12 protein-coding genes are annotated in these 15253 nt (G+C 77.6%); 2 read left to right on the forward strand and 10 right to left on the reverse strand.

Going from position 1 to position 15253, the window contains the following annotated elements:
* Positions 1–27: 27 nt before the first annotated feature.
* The 6 genes from ACIRPH_RS27625 to ACIRPH_RS27650 all read right to left on the reverse strand — a co-directional run bounded on the left by ACIRPH_RS27625 (position 28) and on the right by ACIRPH_RS27650 (position 9329).
* Complete coding sequence (locus ACIRPH_RS27625; RefSeq protein ID WP_402919449.1) at positions 28–2301, reverse strand: TIGR03986 family CRISPR-associated RAMP protein; 2274 nt, start codon at positions 2299–2301, stop codon at positions 28–30.
* Positions 2295–3056 (reverse strand): hypothetical protein, encoded by a 762-nt coding sequence (locus ACIRPH_RS27630; protein ID WP_402919451.1) that lies wholly within the window; start codon positions 3054–3056, stop codon positions 2295–2297. Before ACIRPH_RS27630 ends, ACIRPH_RS27625 begins: the two co-directional genes overlap by 7 nt.
* Positions 3057–3114: 58 nt before the next feature.
* Positions 3115–4767 (reverse strand): RAMP superfamily CRISPR-associated protein, encoded by a 1653-nt coding sequence (locus tag ACIRPH_RS27635; RefSeq protein WP_402919453.1) that lies wholly within the window; start codon positions 4765–4767, stop codon positions 3115–3117.
* Positions 4764–6686 carry a hypothetical protein gene (locus ACIRPH_RS27640; RefSeq protein ID WP_402919455.1) on the reverse strand — a complete coding sequence of 641 codons (1923 nt, stop codon included), beginning with the start codon at positions 6684–6686 and terminating at the stop codon, positions 4764–4766. Before ACIRPH_RS27640 ends, ACIRPH_RS27635 begins: the two co-directional genes overlap by 4 nt.
* Positions 6687–6768: 82 nt before the next feature.
* Positions 6769–7452 (reverse strand): hypothetical protein, encoded by a 684-nt coding sequence (locus ACIRPH_RS27645; protein ID WP_402919457.1) that lies wholly within the window; start codon positions 7450–7452, stop codon positions 6769–6771.
* Positions 7449–9329 (reverse strand): hypothetical protein, encoded by a 1881-nt coding sequence (locus ACIRPH_RS27650; RefSeq protein WP_402919459.1) that lies wholly within the window; start codon positions 9327–9329, stop codon positions 7449–7451. The genes ACIRPH_RS27645 and ACIRPH_RS27650 overlap by 4 nt, the downstream gene beginning before the upstream one ends.
* Before the next feature lie 287 nt (positions 9330–9616).
* Between ACIRPH_RS27650 and ACIRPH_RS27655 the strand changes: the two genes are divergently transcribed.
* A complete protein-coding gene (locus ACIRPH_RS27655; RefSeq protein ID WP_402919461.1) occupies positions 9617–9796 on the forward strand; it encodes a hypothetical protein in 180 nt (59 codons plus the stop codon).
* A gap of 303 nt (positions 9797–10099) precedes the next feature.
* Here ACIRPH_RS27655 and ACIRPH_RS27660 read toward each other — a convergent pair whose 3' ends face one another.
* Complete coding sequence (locus tag ACIRPH_RS27660) at positions 10100–11059, reverse strand: hypothetical protein (RefSeq protein WP_402919463.1); 960 nt, start codon at positions 11057–11059, stop codon at positions 10100–10102.
* On the reverse strand, positions 11019–11678 hold the full coding sequence (locus ACIRPH_RS27665) for a DUF1697 domain-containing protein (RefSeq protein ID WP_402919465.1): 660 nt from the start codon (positions 11676–11678) through the stop codon (positions 11019–11021). Before ACIRPH_RS27665 ends, ACIRPH_RS27660 begins: the two co-directional genes overlap by 41 nt.
* Before the next feature lie 195 nt (positions 11679–11873).
* On the opposite strand from ACIRPH_RS27665, the gene ACIRPH_RS27670 reads away from it, so the two are divergent.
* The gene (locus tag ACIRPH_RS27670) at positions 11874–12899 is read left to right on the forward strand and encodes a hypothetical protein (protein WP_402919467.1); all 1026 of its coding nucleotides are present in this window, start codon (positions 11874–11876) and stop codon (positions 12897–12899) included.
* A gap of 12 nt (positions 12900–12911) precedes the next feature.
* Here the strand turns inward: ACIRPH_RS27670 and ACIRPH_RS27675 are convergent, their stop codons facing one another.
* Both ACIRPH_RS27675 and ACIRPH_RS27680 read right to left on the reverse strand, forming a co-directional pair.
* Positions 12912–14711: a cation acetate symporter gene (locus ACIRPH_RS27675; protein WP_402919468.1), complete on the reverse strand. Its 1800-nt coding sequence runs from the start codon at positions 14709–14711 to the stop codon at positions 12912–12914.
* Complete coding sequence (locus ACIRPH_RS27680) at positions 14711–15142, reverse strand: DUF485 domain-containing protein (RefSeq protein WP_402919470.1); 432 nt, start codon at positions 15140–15142, stop codon at positions 14711–14713. The genes ACIRPH_RS27675 and ACIRPH_RS27680 overlap by 1 nt, the downstream gene beginning before the upstream one ends.
* Between the last annotated feature and the right edge of the window lie 111 nt (positions 15143–15253).

Consider the following 15253-nt stretch of genomic DNA (forward strand, 5'->3'; position numbering starts at 1 on the left):
CGGCGCGCCGGAAGGACCCCGTGCCGCTCAGCCCCCCTGTCCCCGTCCGCCGGAGGAGAAGCGCCTGGCCAGCGGGGGCAGGACGGGGAACTCGGCGAACTCGCGCAAGGACATCACCGCCGTCTCCTCCAGGGGCAGGCGTCCACGCCACCGGCCGGCCAGGCACACGTCGCGCGCCTGCTCCACCTCGCGCCACCGCGCCGGGCCGGGCCCGCCGGGCAGCCGCCGCGCCGCCAGCGCGCCGTCGAAGGCGTCGAGGAACCCCCTGACCTGGGCGCCGGTGGCCCGGGCGACCCCGGCGGAGGGGTCCAGGTCCAGGGCGCGGGCGCGCCGGTCCACCAGGTACAGCTCCGGCGCCAGGTGCACGCTCCCCATGCCCAGCGACTTGCCCATCCCGATCTTGTGCGCGTACTCGGGGTCGGCGGGGCCCCCGCCGCCGACCGGGTTGTCGAGCAGCAGGGCCCGCAGCAGGGCGCCGAGTTCTCCGTCGGTGAGGTTGGTGAAGGTGATTCGCGAGTGGAAGGTGAGGCCGTCCCGGAGGGGGACCACGTCGCGCTCGGTGTCCCGGGGCGGCTTCGCCCGGTGGCCGGGGTCCAGCACGGTCAGGTCCAGTTCCTCCTGGGCGCGCGCGTCGTAGCGGAAGGGGCGGGCGCCGCCCCCGGGGTGGCGGTGCAGGTACACCTTGTACCCGCCCAGGCGCACGTGCCCCTCGTGCGACCAGGTGACGATGTCCGGCCGGTCCCCCGCCCCGGCGTCGGGCCCCTGCACCAGGTAGTTGGCGAAGCAGCCGCGCTGGGGCGAGAGCAGGCGCACCCGCAGGGCCGCCCCGTCGGGGTAGTCCGGGTCGGGGTCGAAGGAGAGCGCGCTGCCGAAGGAGACGCGCCCCTTGGACGCCCCGGACTCGCCGGCGAAGGTGTCGGTGTCGCCGAACAGCGCGCGGCACACGTCCACCGGGCGGCCGGCGCGGTCGGCGCGGTCGGGGTCGCCGTGCTGGGGCCCGAGCACGGGTCCGGGGACGGCCCGGCGGACGGGGTTGTCCTCGCTGACCGCGATGCGGTAGCCGCCCGAGCGGCCGAAGGACACCACCGCCCCGGACAGGTCGACGTCGAACCACACGGGTTCGAGGCTGCGGCGCGGCAGTCCGCCGCCGCCGGTCCCGGCCACCGGCTCGCGGGCCGGTTCGGCGCCGCCGGCTCCCAGGCCGTCGGGGAAGGCCGCCCTCTGGTAGCCGGTGACCTGTTCGGCCGACTCGAACAGCTCCACCATGGGCCCGGGCACCCGTAACCGCCCCCCGCGCAGGTCGCGGGGGCGGGGAAAGAGGTAGGCGTTGCGGCGGTCCCCCGCGGCGGCCCCCGTCAGCACGACCAGCGCCTGCACGACCCCTCCCCCGTCGGGCCCTCCCTCTCCGGCGGTCAGGGCCGCGAGGTACTCCCGCGCCTGCCCGGCCGTGGGGGCGACGGCGGCGATCCGCCGCTCCCCCGGCAGGTGGACGGCGTGCACCCACCGGTGCTGGAGGCGTCCGTGCTGCTCGTGGGCGGTGGGCACGTAGGTGTTCCCGCGGGGCGGGTCGGGGAAGTCGTCGACCCCGAAGTCCCAGGTGCGCAGGCTCTCGCGCAGGACCGTGAAGGGCACCTTGAGGGCCTGCCCGGGTTCGGCCGAGACAGCGGTGCCGGGGACCTCCACGACGTACCAGCAGCCGCCCGGCGGGGAGTGGAACAGGAACCCCTGCCTGGTGCGCAGCCCCGCGCGGCGCCTGCGGTAGTCGGCGTGCTGCCGGGCCATGACCTGGCGTGCGCGGGTGGACAGGCCGCTGTCCGCGCTGCCGGGGTCGATGCGCACGGGAGCTCGGAAGAACAGCATCGGCGTGTTGACCGGGCCGGTCTCGCCGCCGGTGAGCATGCGCACGGTGTTGCGGACGAGACCCCGCAGACTCGATCCGGGCAGGGCGGGGAGGAGGCGTTCGCCGTGGGGGAACCGGAGGGAGGAGCCGACCCGGCCGGGTTCGGGGGTCTGGCCGACGAAGGTGGGGGTGAGCGTGGTGACGGCCAGGTCGATCCACCCCGAGCGGGTTCCGTCCACCGTGCGGTCGTGGCTGCGCAGCAGGTCGTCCGTCACGTGCCCGGCGTGCAGGTCGGCCGCGGGCACGGGGGTCTCGGCGAGGGCGACCAGCCCGTAGGGCGCGGTGGCGTGGAACCGCCCGCCCGCGACCGCGTCCGCCGCGGTGTCGGGCTCGGAGGGCGCCCCCGGCGGCGGGGACGGCCCGCCCCCGAAGCGGGAGGCGACGTCGCGGGGGTTCACCATGTGCGCTCCTCCCCGGCTGTCTCGTCCCCGGTGCCCACGTCGAACTCCGGTCCCGTCGGCTTGGCCCCGGACCGCATCCCCGTGAGCCGGTGGAAGGCCACCCCCACCGCCCCCGTCCCGGGGTCGGACGCCCAGTACTCCCGCACGGTCAGCCACGTGCCGGCGCTCTCCAGGGCCGCACCGCGCCCACCCGGACGCGGGCGGGCGCGGCCGGTGAAGTCGGTCCACCCCACCGGCAGGGCGGCCAGGGTGCCGGAGGGCTCCCTCGTCACCGAGAAGGGCACGTCCCCGCCGAGGGTACGGCTGTGCGCCCGGCCGTTCCACCCCTGGAGGAGGAACGAGCGGTCGCGCGGACGCAGCCACTCCGGGAGCGGGGCGGGGTCGTCCGCGCTGATCCACCCGTCCTCCGCCCCCTCCCCGAGCCTGATCTGGGCGCGGGGGCCGAACACCAGGACCTCCAGGACGCGCCACCGGTCGGTCGCGGGGCTCAGCGCGGGGGCCGACAGGTCGGCGGTGGACGGGTGGTCCGATCGGCGCCAGCGCCCTCCCGGGCACGCGCCGGTGATCCGTCCGTCGCCGAGTTCGGCGAGCAGCCACTGCGGGGCCCCCGGCGCTCCGGGGATCCCGTCGGTCCCGGTGTCCAGGAGGCGGCAGCGGGTGCCGCGCGTGAAGACGTCGGCGAGGACGTCCTCCACCTGTCCGCCGTCCAGCCTCCGGACGGCCAGTCCCTCCGGTCTGGGGGGTGTGTGGTCCACCTGTGCTCCCTTCCGTCCCGTCGTCCGTCCCCGCCCCGCGCCCCGGCCCGCGGCGGCCTCACCGCTCCCCGCCGGCCCGCGTCCCCCGTTCCCCCCGCGCCGCCCCGTCCCCCGGCGCGAGCCGGGTCCCCAGGGCGGACACCCACCCGCGTGCGGTGGCCGCCTCCGCGCTGCCGGGGTCGAAGAGCGCCGTGAGCAGGTCCACCCGGTGGGGTGGACCGCCGTCCCCGGACCAGGTGGTGAGGGCGGCGCGGGTCGCGGTCAGGCGCCCGTTCCCGCTCCCCGCCCCCGCGCCGAGGGTGTCGAAGGGGACCGTCGCCAGTTCGCGCACGACGAGCACGAGCAGGCCGCGCACGGCGTCGTCGGGGTCGCGGACGTCCAGGACCGCCTCCCCGCTGCCGCCGCAGTGCAGGTCGCTCGTGAACACCCGCCCGTCCACCGCGTCGCCGAACAGGGAGTCCACGGTCAGGCGGGTGGCGGTCAGGTGCGCCCCGCCCCTGAGAGGGGGGACGGCCCTCAGGCGCACCCGCGAGGGGCGCGGGCGCGCGCTCCCGGGGTCCGTGTCCGCCCCCCACCAGTGGGAGTGCCATTCCTGCCATCGGGCCCCCTCCGCGCCGAGGTGCTCGGCGGCGTCCCGGACCAGCCTGCCGCCGATCCTCTTGAACAGGGCGAACAGGGCGGTGTCCCCGAGCACCGGCGCGAGGCGGACGGAGGCCTTGTCCGCGTCGGACACGACCGGGCGGTGGCGGTGCGCCCGGTCCACGGTCCCGAGCCTCTCGGGAGCGGGCACGTCGCCGACCATGATCAGGCCGGGGCGGGGCCGGCGCGGCGGCGGTCCGGCGGGATCGGGCTGCTCGGCCACGGCCAGCGTCAGGCGGAGTTCGGCGCGGTGGCGCCGGTCGGGTCGGTCGGGGCGGGCCTCCGGGCGGGCGGCCGTCGCCGCCCGCCCGTGGGCGCGCAGCCGCGCGGCCAGCGCGGCGGACAGGTCGGCGGGGGCGTCCGCGAGCGCCGCGGCCCCGCGCTCCCAGCGGTCGGCCCAGGACCGGGCGTGGTAGGCGAACCAGGCGTGCTCGTCGGTGAGGTCGTACCGCTCCGCGGTCCAGTGCGTGGCGCGGACGGCGCCGTGGCCGCGTCCGGTGCGCCCCCCGACGCGGATGCCGGGGCCCTCCCCGGAGAACCCGTCGGCGGCCAGGACCAGCAGGTCGAGCAGGAGCGCCTCGTCGGCCGGGACGGGCACGCGCAGCCGCAGGTGGGCGGTGAACACGGTGCCCGCCGGCAGCACCTCCCACTGCCACATGCGCCCCGGGCGGACGGTGCCGGAGGCCGGGTCCACGCGGGTGCCGACGCGGACGGCGACCGTCGTGCCCTCGGGCAGCTCGGCGGCGGCGTCGTCGACGTCCAGCGCGCTCTCCGCGGGCGCGTCCGGCTCCCCGCCGGGCGGGGGCCCGGACCCCGCCGCCCCGAAGAGCCGGCCCACCTGGCGGGGGTCCCCGGTGCGGGCCGCGAGTTCGTGGCGCAGCAGACCCGCCAGGGTGGTCGCCCGCAGCCGGGGCACGCCCGTGCGGGGGTCGCGGTCCACGCGCAGGTCGACGTCGCCCTCCGCGGCGTGGCGGGGCACCGCCCGGGCCGCGCCGATGTGGGTGTCGGAGAGCAGGCACAGCCGGACGGCGATCTCCCAGAGCGGCCCGGGACGGGCGGGGCGGGTGCTCAACCGCCTCCCCCAGGCTCGTGTCGGCCCTCCTGGACGGCGCGCAGGACCCGTCCGGCCTCGGACAGCCAGGAGGAGGCGAGGAGCAGTGCCAGGCGGGGAGCGGCCCGGCGCTCCCACACGCGGGCGCGGGGGGAGAGGCCGCTGGGGTGGTCGCGGGGCGGCAGGCCGTCGGTGAGGGAGAGGTCGACGGCGGCGATCGCCCGGGAGTAGGCGGGGCTGTGCGGGGGCTCGGGCCTGTTGTCGCGCCACCACGCCGCGGCCGCGCCCCCGTCGGCGAGGGCTCCGAGCCAGGACTGCACGGGGACGGGACCGGGCCGGCCGGGCCGGGTCAGCCGGGCCCCGGCGAGGGCGCGGACGGCGCGGTCGTGCAGGGCCTTGTGCGTGCCCGCCCGGTCGGCCCGGCCGCGCGCACGGCCGGAGACGGTGCGGCCGAGGGCGGACAGCGCGTCCTCGGGCGTGCGGTGGGGGTGGCCCACGACCTCGCGGAGGCGTCCGAGCAGGCTGGGCGTGAGGGGGGCGAGCCCCCGGGCGGAGTCCCGGGCGAGGGAGCGCGCGTGGTCGCGGACCGGCCGCGAGGCGGCGTTCCACAGGAGTTCGTCGTAGAGCTCGTCGAGCCCGCCCTCCCCGCCCGGGACGGTTGGGACCGCAGGGGCCTTCGAGGCCGCCGGGAACGCAGGGACCTCAGGGGCCGTGGGGAACGCAGGGTCCTCAGGGACGGCTCCGGCGGGCGCCGGTCGGGGCGGGACACGCGCGGGGGGCGGGCCCGCGGACGGAGCCGCCGCGAGCGGGACCGCGGTCGGCGCGAGGGGGGCGGGCCCGCCCGGCGGGACCGGGAGGAGCGTGAACTGGCCGTGGCCGTCCACCACCCGTTCGCCCAGAGGGTGGGCCTCCAGGTCGCGGGCCTGGTCGGCGGTCAGCCCCCCGTCGAGTCGCAGGCGCACCACCGCACCCGGCACGGCCGCCCACCGCTGCGCCATCGGCCCCCGGTAGCCCCGGTGGTAGGCGCCGAGCAGCCCGGCCTCCACGTGGTGGGCGAGCACCCTGGCGCCGGAGCCGGGGAGGCGGCGGGCGAGGAGGTCGAGCACGGCGGGCACCAGCGCCCGCGGGCTGGACTGGCCTTCCTCGCCGACCAGCAGGGCCGGGGAGAGCAGCAGGAGGTCGAGGGGGGCGCCGGGGGGCCAGTGGCGCGTGTGGGGGTGGGCGACCCGGTCGGGTGACAGCAGCCGGTCCGGGTCCGCGGGGGTCACACTGACGCCGCCGTGGGCCCGGGTCCCGCCGGAGCCGAGGGTGAGGGTGCCGTCCGCCTCGTCGAGGACCTCGGCGACGCGCTCGGCGAGGTCGCGGAGGGATCCGCCGTCGGCGGCGAGCAGCTGCCAGCGGGCCTCGAAGACCTGTCCGGGGTCGACGGTGACCGCGAAGAAGGGGACCCCCTGGGACCGGTCGCCCGTGCGGGACCGGCCGAGGTACTGCTCGGCGGTGGTGCGCACGGCGGCGCGCAGGGAGCGGTCGAGGGTGACGTGGCCGCGGACGGCGCGGTAGGGGGTGGCGGGGTCGGTGCCCGCGAAGACGTCGACGGTGGTGTCGCCGTCCTTGCCCGGTGTGTAGAGGTGGGCGGGGGCCGGGTAGGCCACGAGCGCCCGCGCCGGCGCGGAGTCCGCGGGCAGGTCGGGGTCGGCCCCCGGTTCGAGGCGCGGGTAGGCGGGGGCGAAGCGGATCCGGTCGCCGCGGGCGACCCAGTCGGAGAGCTCGCGCTCGCGGCCGGCGCGCCGGAGCGCGGCGGCGAGCATGCCGCGCTGGGCGCGCCCGCCGATGGAGTGCTCCGAGTCGATCCGCAGCGGGTCGAGGGAGGTGCGCACCGCCAGGGTGTCGGTGAGCACGTAGCGCAGCGGCAGGTAACCGGTGGCGGGGAGGGGGTTCACGCGTCCACCCCCGCAGGCGGCGCGGCGCCCGCCGCGCGGGCGGGGCGCCGACCGCGGGGTGGGTCCTGGAGGGGGCCGGTGTTCACACGGGTACCCCTTCCCGGCCCGGCCCCTTCCTCACCGGAGCGGCCAGGCGGAGCGTGACCGCGTGCGGGTCGTCCCCGTCCGGCCCGGACAGGCGCACGTCCACCCGGCCCCGGCCGCGCGTGGTCCTCAGCCCGATCCGGGTGGTGGCCAGGCAGGCCCGGGCCAGCAGCCGCCAGTGCGCCTCTCCGGGGGCGGTCGCCCAGGTCAGCGTCGCGGCCAGGGTCGGTCCCGGCAGGAGCACCCGGTTCGTGCGCAGCCTCCCCGGCTCGGGGGCCCCGTCCGGTCCGACGGCGGTCCCCGACTCCAGGGAGGTGTACGCGTCCGTGACCGCCCGGCGCAGGACGGAGCGCAGGGGGTCGTCCCGGCCGGCCAGGGCGCGTGCGACCGCCGAGCGGACGTCCTCGCCCAGGACGGCGTGGCCGACCCGCAGCATCCGGTCCGCGCCGTGGGAGCGCCCCCGGCCGAACACCTCGTCGCACGCGGCGGCCAGCTCCGGGGCCGCCCCCAGCGCGTCGGCCGCCCCCGCGCGCAGCCTGGCCGCGAGGCGGTGGCGGGGCAGGTAGGGCAGGCCGTGCTCGTCGGTGACCACGTCCGTGTCCGCGCCCGTCCCGTCCGCGCTCGCGCCGACGAACAGCGCGGGGGAGGCCAGACGCACGAGGATGCGGTCCGGCGGGCTCACGTCCGCGCACCCCCCGGCGGCGCCGGGGGGCGCGGGCCGCCGGACCCCGCCCGTCCCCGCGGCCGGGGGCGGTGGGGGTCGAGCGCCGACGCCAGGCCGGGGTCCAGGTACAGGTCCATCACCTCGACCGCGTCGAGCAGCTCGCCGGGGGTCCACTCGAGGGGGAGCCCGACGGGGCCGCCGGTCACACGGGCGCGGCGGGCGAGCTCGGGACCGGGGTCGGCGCCCGACTCCAGCAGCGGCACGAGGGACGAGACCAGCCAGCTCCGCCGCCGGGCGTCCCCCTCCGCGAGGAGGCTGCCGGGGGCGGACACCGACAGGTACCGGTCGAGGAAGCGGGCGAACCCGGTCCCGGTCAACGGCAGCCCGGTGCGGGGGACGGGCGCCAGGCGGGCGCCGTCGAGGCGGCGCAGGACCCGGTCGACGCCGTCGAACCGCGTCGTCCAGGCGACGGCGTGCTCGTCCGGCGCCCCGGGGTCGGCCTCGGCGAGCGCGACCCTGTGCTGCTTGGCCCTGCGGCACATCGCCTCGCACAGGTCGTAGCCCAGGGAGAGGGGCGCGCCGACCGGCTGGACCGCGATCCCCGCCCCGACCGTGGGAACGAAGGTGGTGTGCGCGCCCCCGTCGGGCCGGCGCACGGTCCGGCCCGCGCCCGTCGGCCCGCCGTGGGCCCCGGCGAGGGCGCGGTGCAGCGCCACCCGGGGGTCGCGCGGGTCGCCGACCCGCTCCGGGTCGGCGTCGAGCCAGTCGAGCGCGTAGCGGACCAGGCTCAGGGCCAGGCGGGCGTCGCACAGGACGGTGAGGTCGTCCCCGGCGACCACGACGGGGCGCACCGGTATCCGGACGGGGCCGGGCGGGACGTGGTGGAGGGTGACGGGCCGGGCGGCGCCGGCTCCCGGGATGACGGGGGCCCGGCCGGGCTCGGCCCGCACCGTGGCGGCCACCGCGCGAACCAGGACCCGGGCCAGGCCCTCGGTGAGGCCGGCGATGTGCCCGGACAGGAGGCGCTGGGCGATCGCCCCGGAGCCGGGCACGCGGGGGTCCCCCGCGCGCTCGCGGTAGGAGCCCAGGAGGATGCCGAGCCCGTTGACGTCGATGTGGACGACCGCGATCCTGCTGACCTCGCCGTGGTCGCGGCCGAGCCTGTCGACCTCCATCGGGAGCGCGAGCGCGGGCGCACCTGTGGCGGTGGCGGCTCCGGCCAGCCAGTCCGCGCTGTGGGCGCGGTGCCAGCGGCGGCCGATCCCCCGGGCCCTGGCGACGTCGGCGGTCACCCGCTCGTGCACGTCGGGGTGGTCGTCCTGGGCCCGGCTGCTGTCCACCGTCTCGGCCGGGCCGCCGCTGACGGAGCAGACCGCGGTGATGCCGTATCCGTGGGCCGGCGTGTGCAGCGCCGACATGTGCCGCCGGGCCTCCCTCAGCCGCTCCGGGAGGACCGCCAGGGCCGCGTCGACGCCGGCGACCGGCCCGCCGGCCGTCGGCGCACCCGGGCCCTCGGCCTCCGCCGCGCCGTAGGGGACGTGCGCGACCACGGGGGTCAGGTCGCCCGCGCGGTCGCGCAGCCGCCGCGTGTAGCGGGCGGTGAACAGGCGCGCGGCCGCGGCATCCGGGAAGACCGCCGTGAGCGCCCCTCCCGCGTCGCGCAGGACCACGCAGCCGGGGGGCACCAGGTCGGCGATCCCGTGTTCGGCGTCGGAGGTGTCGGTCAGCTCGGCGACGAGCGCCGCGCGCCCCACCGCGTCCAGGATGCGGCGCCCGCTGTACACGTAGGCCTGGATGCCGCGCAGGTCGACGCCGACCACCACACCGCCGGCCGGCGGCCCCCCGGCGTCCGGGGCGGCGCCGGGCGGGCGGTGCGGTGCGGGAACGGGGGTCACCGTGTCGGGTCTCCTCGTCGGCGGGTGCGGGGGGAGGACGCGGGCCGCGCGGGGCCGCCTCCCGGGGACTCCTCTCGGACGGTGCCCGCCTTCCACCGGCCGTGAGAGACCACGGTTACCACCCGGGCCCGGGGGCCGCCCCTCCGGGGGCGGTCGACGCCGAGCCTCGGCCGCGTGGTGGTGCCGGGCCCGGGCCCGCTCCTCCGGGGGCGGTCGGCCCGCCCGGGACCGCGGCTCTGTCCGAGAGAGCTGGGTGCACCGCCCTTCCCCGGCACGGAGGTCTTCCCATGGCACCGCACACGTCCGAGACGATCGCCCTGCGCGGCCGCGACCCGCACGCCCCTCCGGCCGACGCGCCCGAGCTCGTCCCCCGCGAGCTCGTGCCGCACCTGCGGGGGCTGGCCCGTGCGCTCCGGGACCGGGACACCGGGCGGACGGCGCCGGAGGGAGGGGCCCCGCGCACCTGAGGCGGTGCGGGCCGGGCGGCGCCGTGCGACTGCCCGGCCGGGCAGCGGCCCCGGCGCCTCCGGGAGCGCCCTCCGGCGCACCCGGCGGGAGAGGGACACCGCAGGAAAGGCGCCCTCCGGCGCACCCGGCGGGGAGGGGCACGGCGGGAAAGGGACACCACGGGAAGGGCGCCCTCCGGCGCACACGACGGGGAGGGGCACCGGCTCCCACCCCCGTCCACGGGGTGGGAGCCGGTGGGACCGGAGCTGGTGGGGCACCGGTCCCCGCCCGCCGTCCTCGGGCGGGAACCGGCGGTCTGGGGGTCAGTCGAACAGCGTGCCGCCGAACTCCTCGGCCTCGGCGACGGCGCGGACGTGGGTGTCCCCCACCCGCTGGGGAGTGCGCCGGGCCACCCGGTTCGGCATCCTGCGCGCGCGGGGCGCCGACGCCTCCGCGAACGGCCGGCCGCAGGTGACCGTGTCCACGCGCACGGAGCCGAAGCCCTGGGCGGTGTACTTGCCGACGCCGGCGAGTTCGAGGAGTTCGAGGAGGGTGGCGAAGGCGTCGGCGTGGCGCCGGTCGCCGCCGGCCATCTCCAGCCTGAAGCCGCCGTGCCAGCCCAGGACGGTGCGGTTCTCGGCGTGGTGGTGCTCCGCCAGCCGCACCTCCTCCCCCGGCAGGGGCGTGCGGCGCACCTGGGCCATGCCGCCCAGGACGAGTTCGAGCCAGCTCTCGGCGAGGGCGGGCGGCGCGAACCGCGCCACGGCGCCGACGGCCCCGCTGCCCCCGACGATCCCGCCGCCGGAGCGGTGCACGGCTCCGAAGAGCCGTCGCGGGCCGGGCCAGATGTGCGGTATGCGCTCGCCCGTGGCGTCACGGGTGGTCATGACGACGGGCGTGCGGCTGCGCACCTCGGCGGCGCGCACCGCCGACGGGCCCCGCGGCTCGACGAGCATCTGGGCGTAGGTGCGCTCGTGCGTGCGCGTCACCGAGAGGGGCACCAGCAGGTGGTCGCCGATCCGCTGCGGGTCGCCGACCAGGTCCTCCGGGTCCAGGGAGGGCGGGACCTCGTCGTCGAGCCATGTCAGGGTCCAGTGGTGCAGGCGGTCGCCCAGGGGGCGCGGCCACCCGTTCATGGACCACCGCTTGGCCGCCGCGTGCTCCTCCGCGGGCTGAGGCCACCACCGGTTGAGGAGGCCGTGGCAGTCCTCGGGCCGGATCGGCCGCGCCGTGTCCGACAGGTCACGCAGGATCACGGTCCACCGTCTCGGCACGGGCACCACCCCTTCGCGTGGTCGTGGCGGCGTCCGGTGCGCGCCGTCCTCGGTTCACCGAGGACTTCTCTCGGACAGTCACGGGGCGGGCCCGACCCAGGTCCCCGACCATCTCCGCCAGGCGCAGCACGGTCCGCCAGTTGCGGCTCGTGACCGTCCCGTCGACGTGCCGGGCCACGAGGTCCGGCAGTCCGGCGAACCTGATCCCGTCCTCGTGCCAGGTGTAGACCTGGTCGCCCACCAGCGCCATCCGCTCCTTGGGGTGGCGGGAGGGGTCGATCCCGTTCAGCGCGTCCGCGTCCACCGCTCCGGCGCAGAAGAGGACGAGGAACCCGGAGGGGTCGGGGACGTCGAACGGGTTCGCCTCCACCGCGGCGCGCATCTGGGCCGCGGTCCGCACCACCGTGGGGACGTCGTGCCCGAGCACGTCCCTGATGCCGTCGCGCACCGTCCCGGCCACCTCCGCGGGGTCGGCGTCCCCTCCCCCGAAGACGGCGTTCCCGCTCTGCGCGTAGGTGGCGACGCCGGTGTACCCGAGGTCCTCCAGCAGGGCGCGCAGGTCGGCCATGGCGATGCGGCGGTGACCGCCGACGTTGATCCCGCGCAGCAGCGCGACGTACTCGGTCATGGTCTCCAGCCTGCCGCCGCCGGCGCGCCGCCGCAAGCGCGGCCCCGTCCGCCGCCCGGGGCCCGGGGAGGGCGGACCGCGCACCGTCCCGGCGGGCCGACCGGCGCCGCACGGGCCCCGTCGGGCGCTCCGGGTGCGTACGCTTGCAGGCGTACGCGACGCGCCCCGCCGACCGCCCACGACACCGGAGACGCCGTGCCCCGCCTGAGCCACACCTTCGACATCACCGCAGTGGACCGGGAGGTGGTCGGGCGGATCGTCTCCGCCCTGCACGAGGTCGCCCGGGGCTGCCGGTTCGACGGCCGGGGATGGCTGCTCCCCCCCGACCCGGAGTCGTGGGAGCGCCTGGTGGTGCGGGCGGACGAGCTGGGGCTGGTCGACCGGGAGTCGGCCGAGCAGCTGCGCGAGGAGCGGCGCGCCGCCGCCGCACGGCTGCGCGAGGACTCCCCCCGGACGCAGGCGGAGACCGACGAACTCGAGGTGGCCGCCGCGGAGCTCGCCCTCCAGCTGCAGACCGGTCGGCACCTCGCGCCCCGGAGCCACTACCTCGTGGCCGAGCTCTCCCCCGAGGGCGTGCCCGTCGAACCCGCCGACGACGAGGAGAAGGGGTGGAGCGGCACCGGGCTGACCGTCACCGCCTGGGACGAGACGGGCACCTCCTCCGTGGACTTCAGCATGCCCGACGCGGTCGGCGGAACCGAACCGCCGGTCACCTGGGGGACCGTCACCCACGACGGGCCCGCGGGCCTGCTGACCTGGGCCGCCGAGGTGAAGCTGCCGGGGAGGGGCGCCTGGCTGCGGTCCGCGTCGGGAGAGTTCCGGTTCTCCACCGGCGACTGGTACTCGGCCGTCTCCGGCCGGGGCGGCGGCCGTCCGGCCCGCCTGCGCGCCCGCCACGCCATCGCCGAGGTCGACGCCTGGCTGGCGCCGGCCGCCGGGGCGGACGGCCGCTGGTCGGTGGAGGCGGTGCTGGACGTGCGCGGCAAGGGGGTCTTCCGCCCGGTGGTGTCGGCGGCCGTGTGGGCGGCCGTCTCGTCGTTCCGGCGGGCGGAACGGCGCGCCGCCAGGCTGGGGACGGGCGAGCCGACCACCCGGCAGCGGCTCGACCGGACGGCCCTCGCCTGGGACCGGATCGCGCGCAACGCGCCCCGCCTGCCGGAGCTGCTGCACGACCTGGCCGCGGCCCTGGCAGCCGCGGGCCCCCGGGAGGGCTCCCGCTGACACGCGGGCCGCTCAGCCCTGGTCGGCGCCCCAGCCGGTCAGGGAGCGCACCCGGAGTTCGGTGAACCTGGCGGTGTTGCGCTCGGCCGAGAGCAGGCTGCCCGCGATCGCGCACGCGAAGCCGATCGGCACCGCGACCAGGGCCGGGTTCTCCATGGGGAAGACCTGGACGTCGATCCCCGCCGGCAGCACGGAGAGGTTCTCGCCGGTCACCGGGTCGGTCCTGCCGGACATGACCGGGGACAGGAGCATGAGCAGCAGTGTGGCCGACAGTCCGCCGTAGACGCCCCACTCCACGCCCCGGGTGTTAAAGCGCCGCCAGAACAGGGTGAGCACGATGACCGGGAGGTTGGCGGCGGCCGCGATCGCGAAGGCCAGCCCCACCAGGAAGGCCACGTTCTGGGCCTGCGCCTGGACGGCGAGCACGATGGCGACCCCGCCGACCAGGCAGGCGGAGAGGCGCGCCACCCCCACCTCCTGCGTCTCCCGGGGCCTGCCCCACATGAGGACGTGGCCGAACAGGTCGTGCGCGATGGAGGACGAGGAGGCGAGGGTGAGGCTCGCGATGACGGCGAGGATGGTGGCCAGCGCCACGGCGGAGATCAGGGCGAGGAGCACGGCGGCGCCGACGGGGCCCGCGGTGAGCCGCCCCACCTCCTCGGCGAGCATCGGCACGGCGGTGTTGCCGGACGGGTCGAGGGCGAGGATGCGATCGGTGCCCACGAGGGCGGCGGCGCCGAACCCCAGGGCGAGCGTCATCAGGTAGAAGACGCCGACCATGACGATGGTGCGGTGCACGGAGGCCCGGGCGGAGCGGCCGTCGGGGACGGTGTAGAAGCGGATGAGGATGTGCGGCAGCGCGACGGTCCCGAGCACCAGCGCCAGGCCGAGGCTGATCAGGTCGAGTTTGTTGAACAGGGTCCGGACCGGGTCGCCCAGCACCTCCACCCCGAGGCGCAGACCGGGTTCGAGGAACGCCTGCCCGTGCCCGCTGGCCTCGGCCGCCCCGCCGAGCAGGGCTCGCGGGTCGAAGGAGAACAGGGCGAGCACGAGGACGGTGAGCAGGCCGGTGGCGCCCAGCAGCGCGACCGCCTTGATGATCTGGAGCCAGGTGGCGGCCTTCATCCCCCCGTACATGACGTAGGCGATCATGAGCACCCCGACGAGCACGATCGACCCGGTGCGCGCCTGGCCCGCGTCCATCCCCAGGAAGGTGCCGCCGTCGTGCAGCCCGAGCAGGACGGCGACGAGCGCCCCCGCGCCGACCATCTGGGCGACGAGGTAGAACACGCACACGGTGACGGTGGAGACGGCGCAGGCCAGGCGCACCCGCATCCGGCGCATGCGGAAGGCGGGCAGGTCGGCCATGGTGAAGCGGCCGGTGTTGCGCATCAGCTGGGCCATGGGCAGCACCAGGAGCCAGGCCACCAGGAAGCCGATGGAGTACAGGAACCCGTCGTAGCCCTGGAGGGCGATCATCCCGGCGATGCCCAGGAAGGACGCGGCCGACAGGTAGTCGCCGGTCAGGGCCAGCCCGTTCTGCGTACTGGAGAACCCGCGCCCGCCCGCGTAGAAGTCGACCGCGCCCCGGGTGGTCCGCCTGGTGCGGACGGCGACGGCGAGGGTGACCAGGACGAAGAGGGCGCACAGGGCGATCGTCCACGCGTGGGCGATGCCGAACTGGCCCTCCAGCACGCCCCCCGGCACGGCCGGGGCTCCGGCGCCGTCGGCGAGGGCCTGTGCGCGGACGGCGCCGTCCCCCGTGGCGGCGCCGTCCGCGGCCCCCGCGGAGGGGGCGGTCGCGGCGGGCATCAGCGCACCGCCGCGGCGTCGGCGCGGGCCCGGTCGCGGATCTCCCGCGCCAGCGGGTCGAGGGAGCGGTCGGAGAAACGGCTGAACGCCCAGGCGAGCACGAACGTGAGAAGGAACTGTCCGATTCCCATGACCAGCGCCACGTTGACCGAATCCACGATCTCGATGCTCATGAAATCGCGCGCGTACGCGGACAGGAGCAGATAGGACAGGTAACCGAGAAGGAATGACGACACCAGCAGGACCGACTGGAGTGTGAATCCCCTTCGGAGTTTCACGAACCCCGGATCGGCCGACATGCGCTCGCACGCGTGCGCCGCCTCCGCGCGCGCACGGCGCCGGTCCGCCTCCGACCTGCCCTCACGTCCGCCGAAGACCTCCCCCGGGCCTCCGACACGCCCCCGGTACGCGCCCTCCATGTACTCGACCACGACGCTCCCCCCGTTCCTCGACCGCGCCCGCTCCCCGCGGGACCCGCCATTCACCGGTGCGCACCCCGCGTGCTCCCCCCACCGGTTTTCCGGGACGGCTCCGCCCGCTGG

The sequence above is a fragment of the Nocardiopsis sp. NPDC101807 genome (genome assembly GCF_044766605.1).
GTDB classification, from domain to species: Bacteria; Actinomycetota; Actinomycetes; order Streptosporangiales; family Streptosporangiaceae; genus Nocardiopsis; species Nocardiopsis tropica.

What these genes read in the sequence shown, in the direction of transcription:
- ACIRPH_RS27675 (WP_402919468.1), bottom strand. Translation starts at nt 14,711, where the DNA reads ATGCCCGCCGCGACCGCCCCCTCCGCGGGGGCCGCGGACGGCGCCGCC.
- ACIRPH_RS27655 (WP_402919461.1), top strand. Translation starts at nt 9,617, where the DNA reads ATGGCACCGCACACGTCCGAGACGATCGCCCTGCGCGGCCGCGACCCG.
- ACIRPH_RS27625 (WP_402919449.1), bottom strand. Translation starts at nt 2,301, where the DNA reads ATGGTGAACCCCCGCGACGTCGCCTCCCGCTTCGGGGGCGGGCCGTCC.
- ACIRPH_RS27665 (WP_402919465.1), bottom strand. Translation starts at nt 11,678, where the DNA reads ATGACCGAGTACGTCGCGCTGCTGCGCGGGATCAACGTCGGCGGTCAC.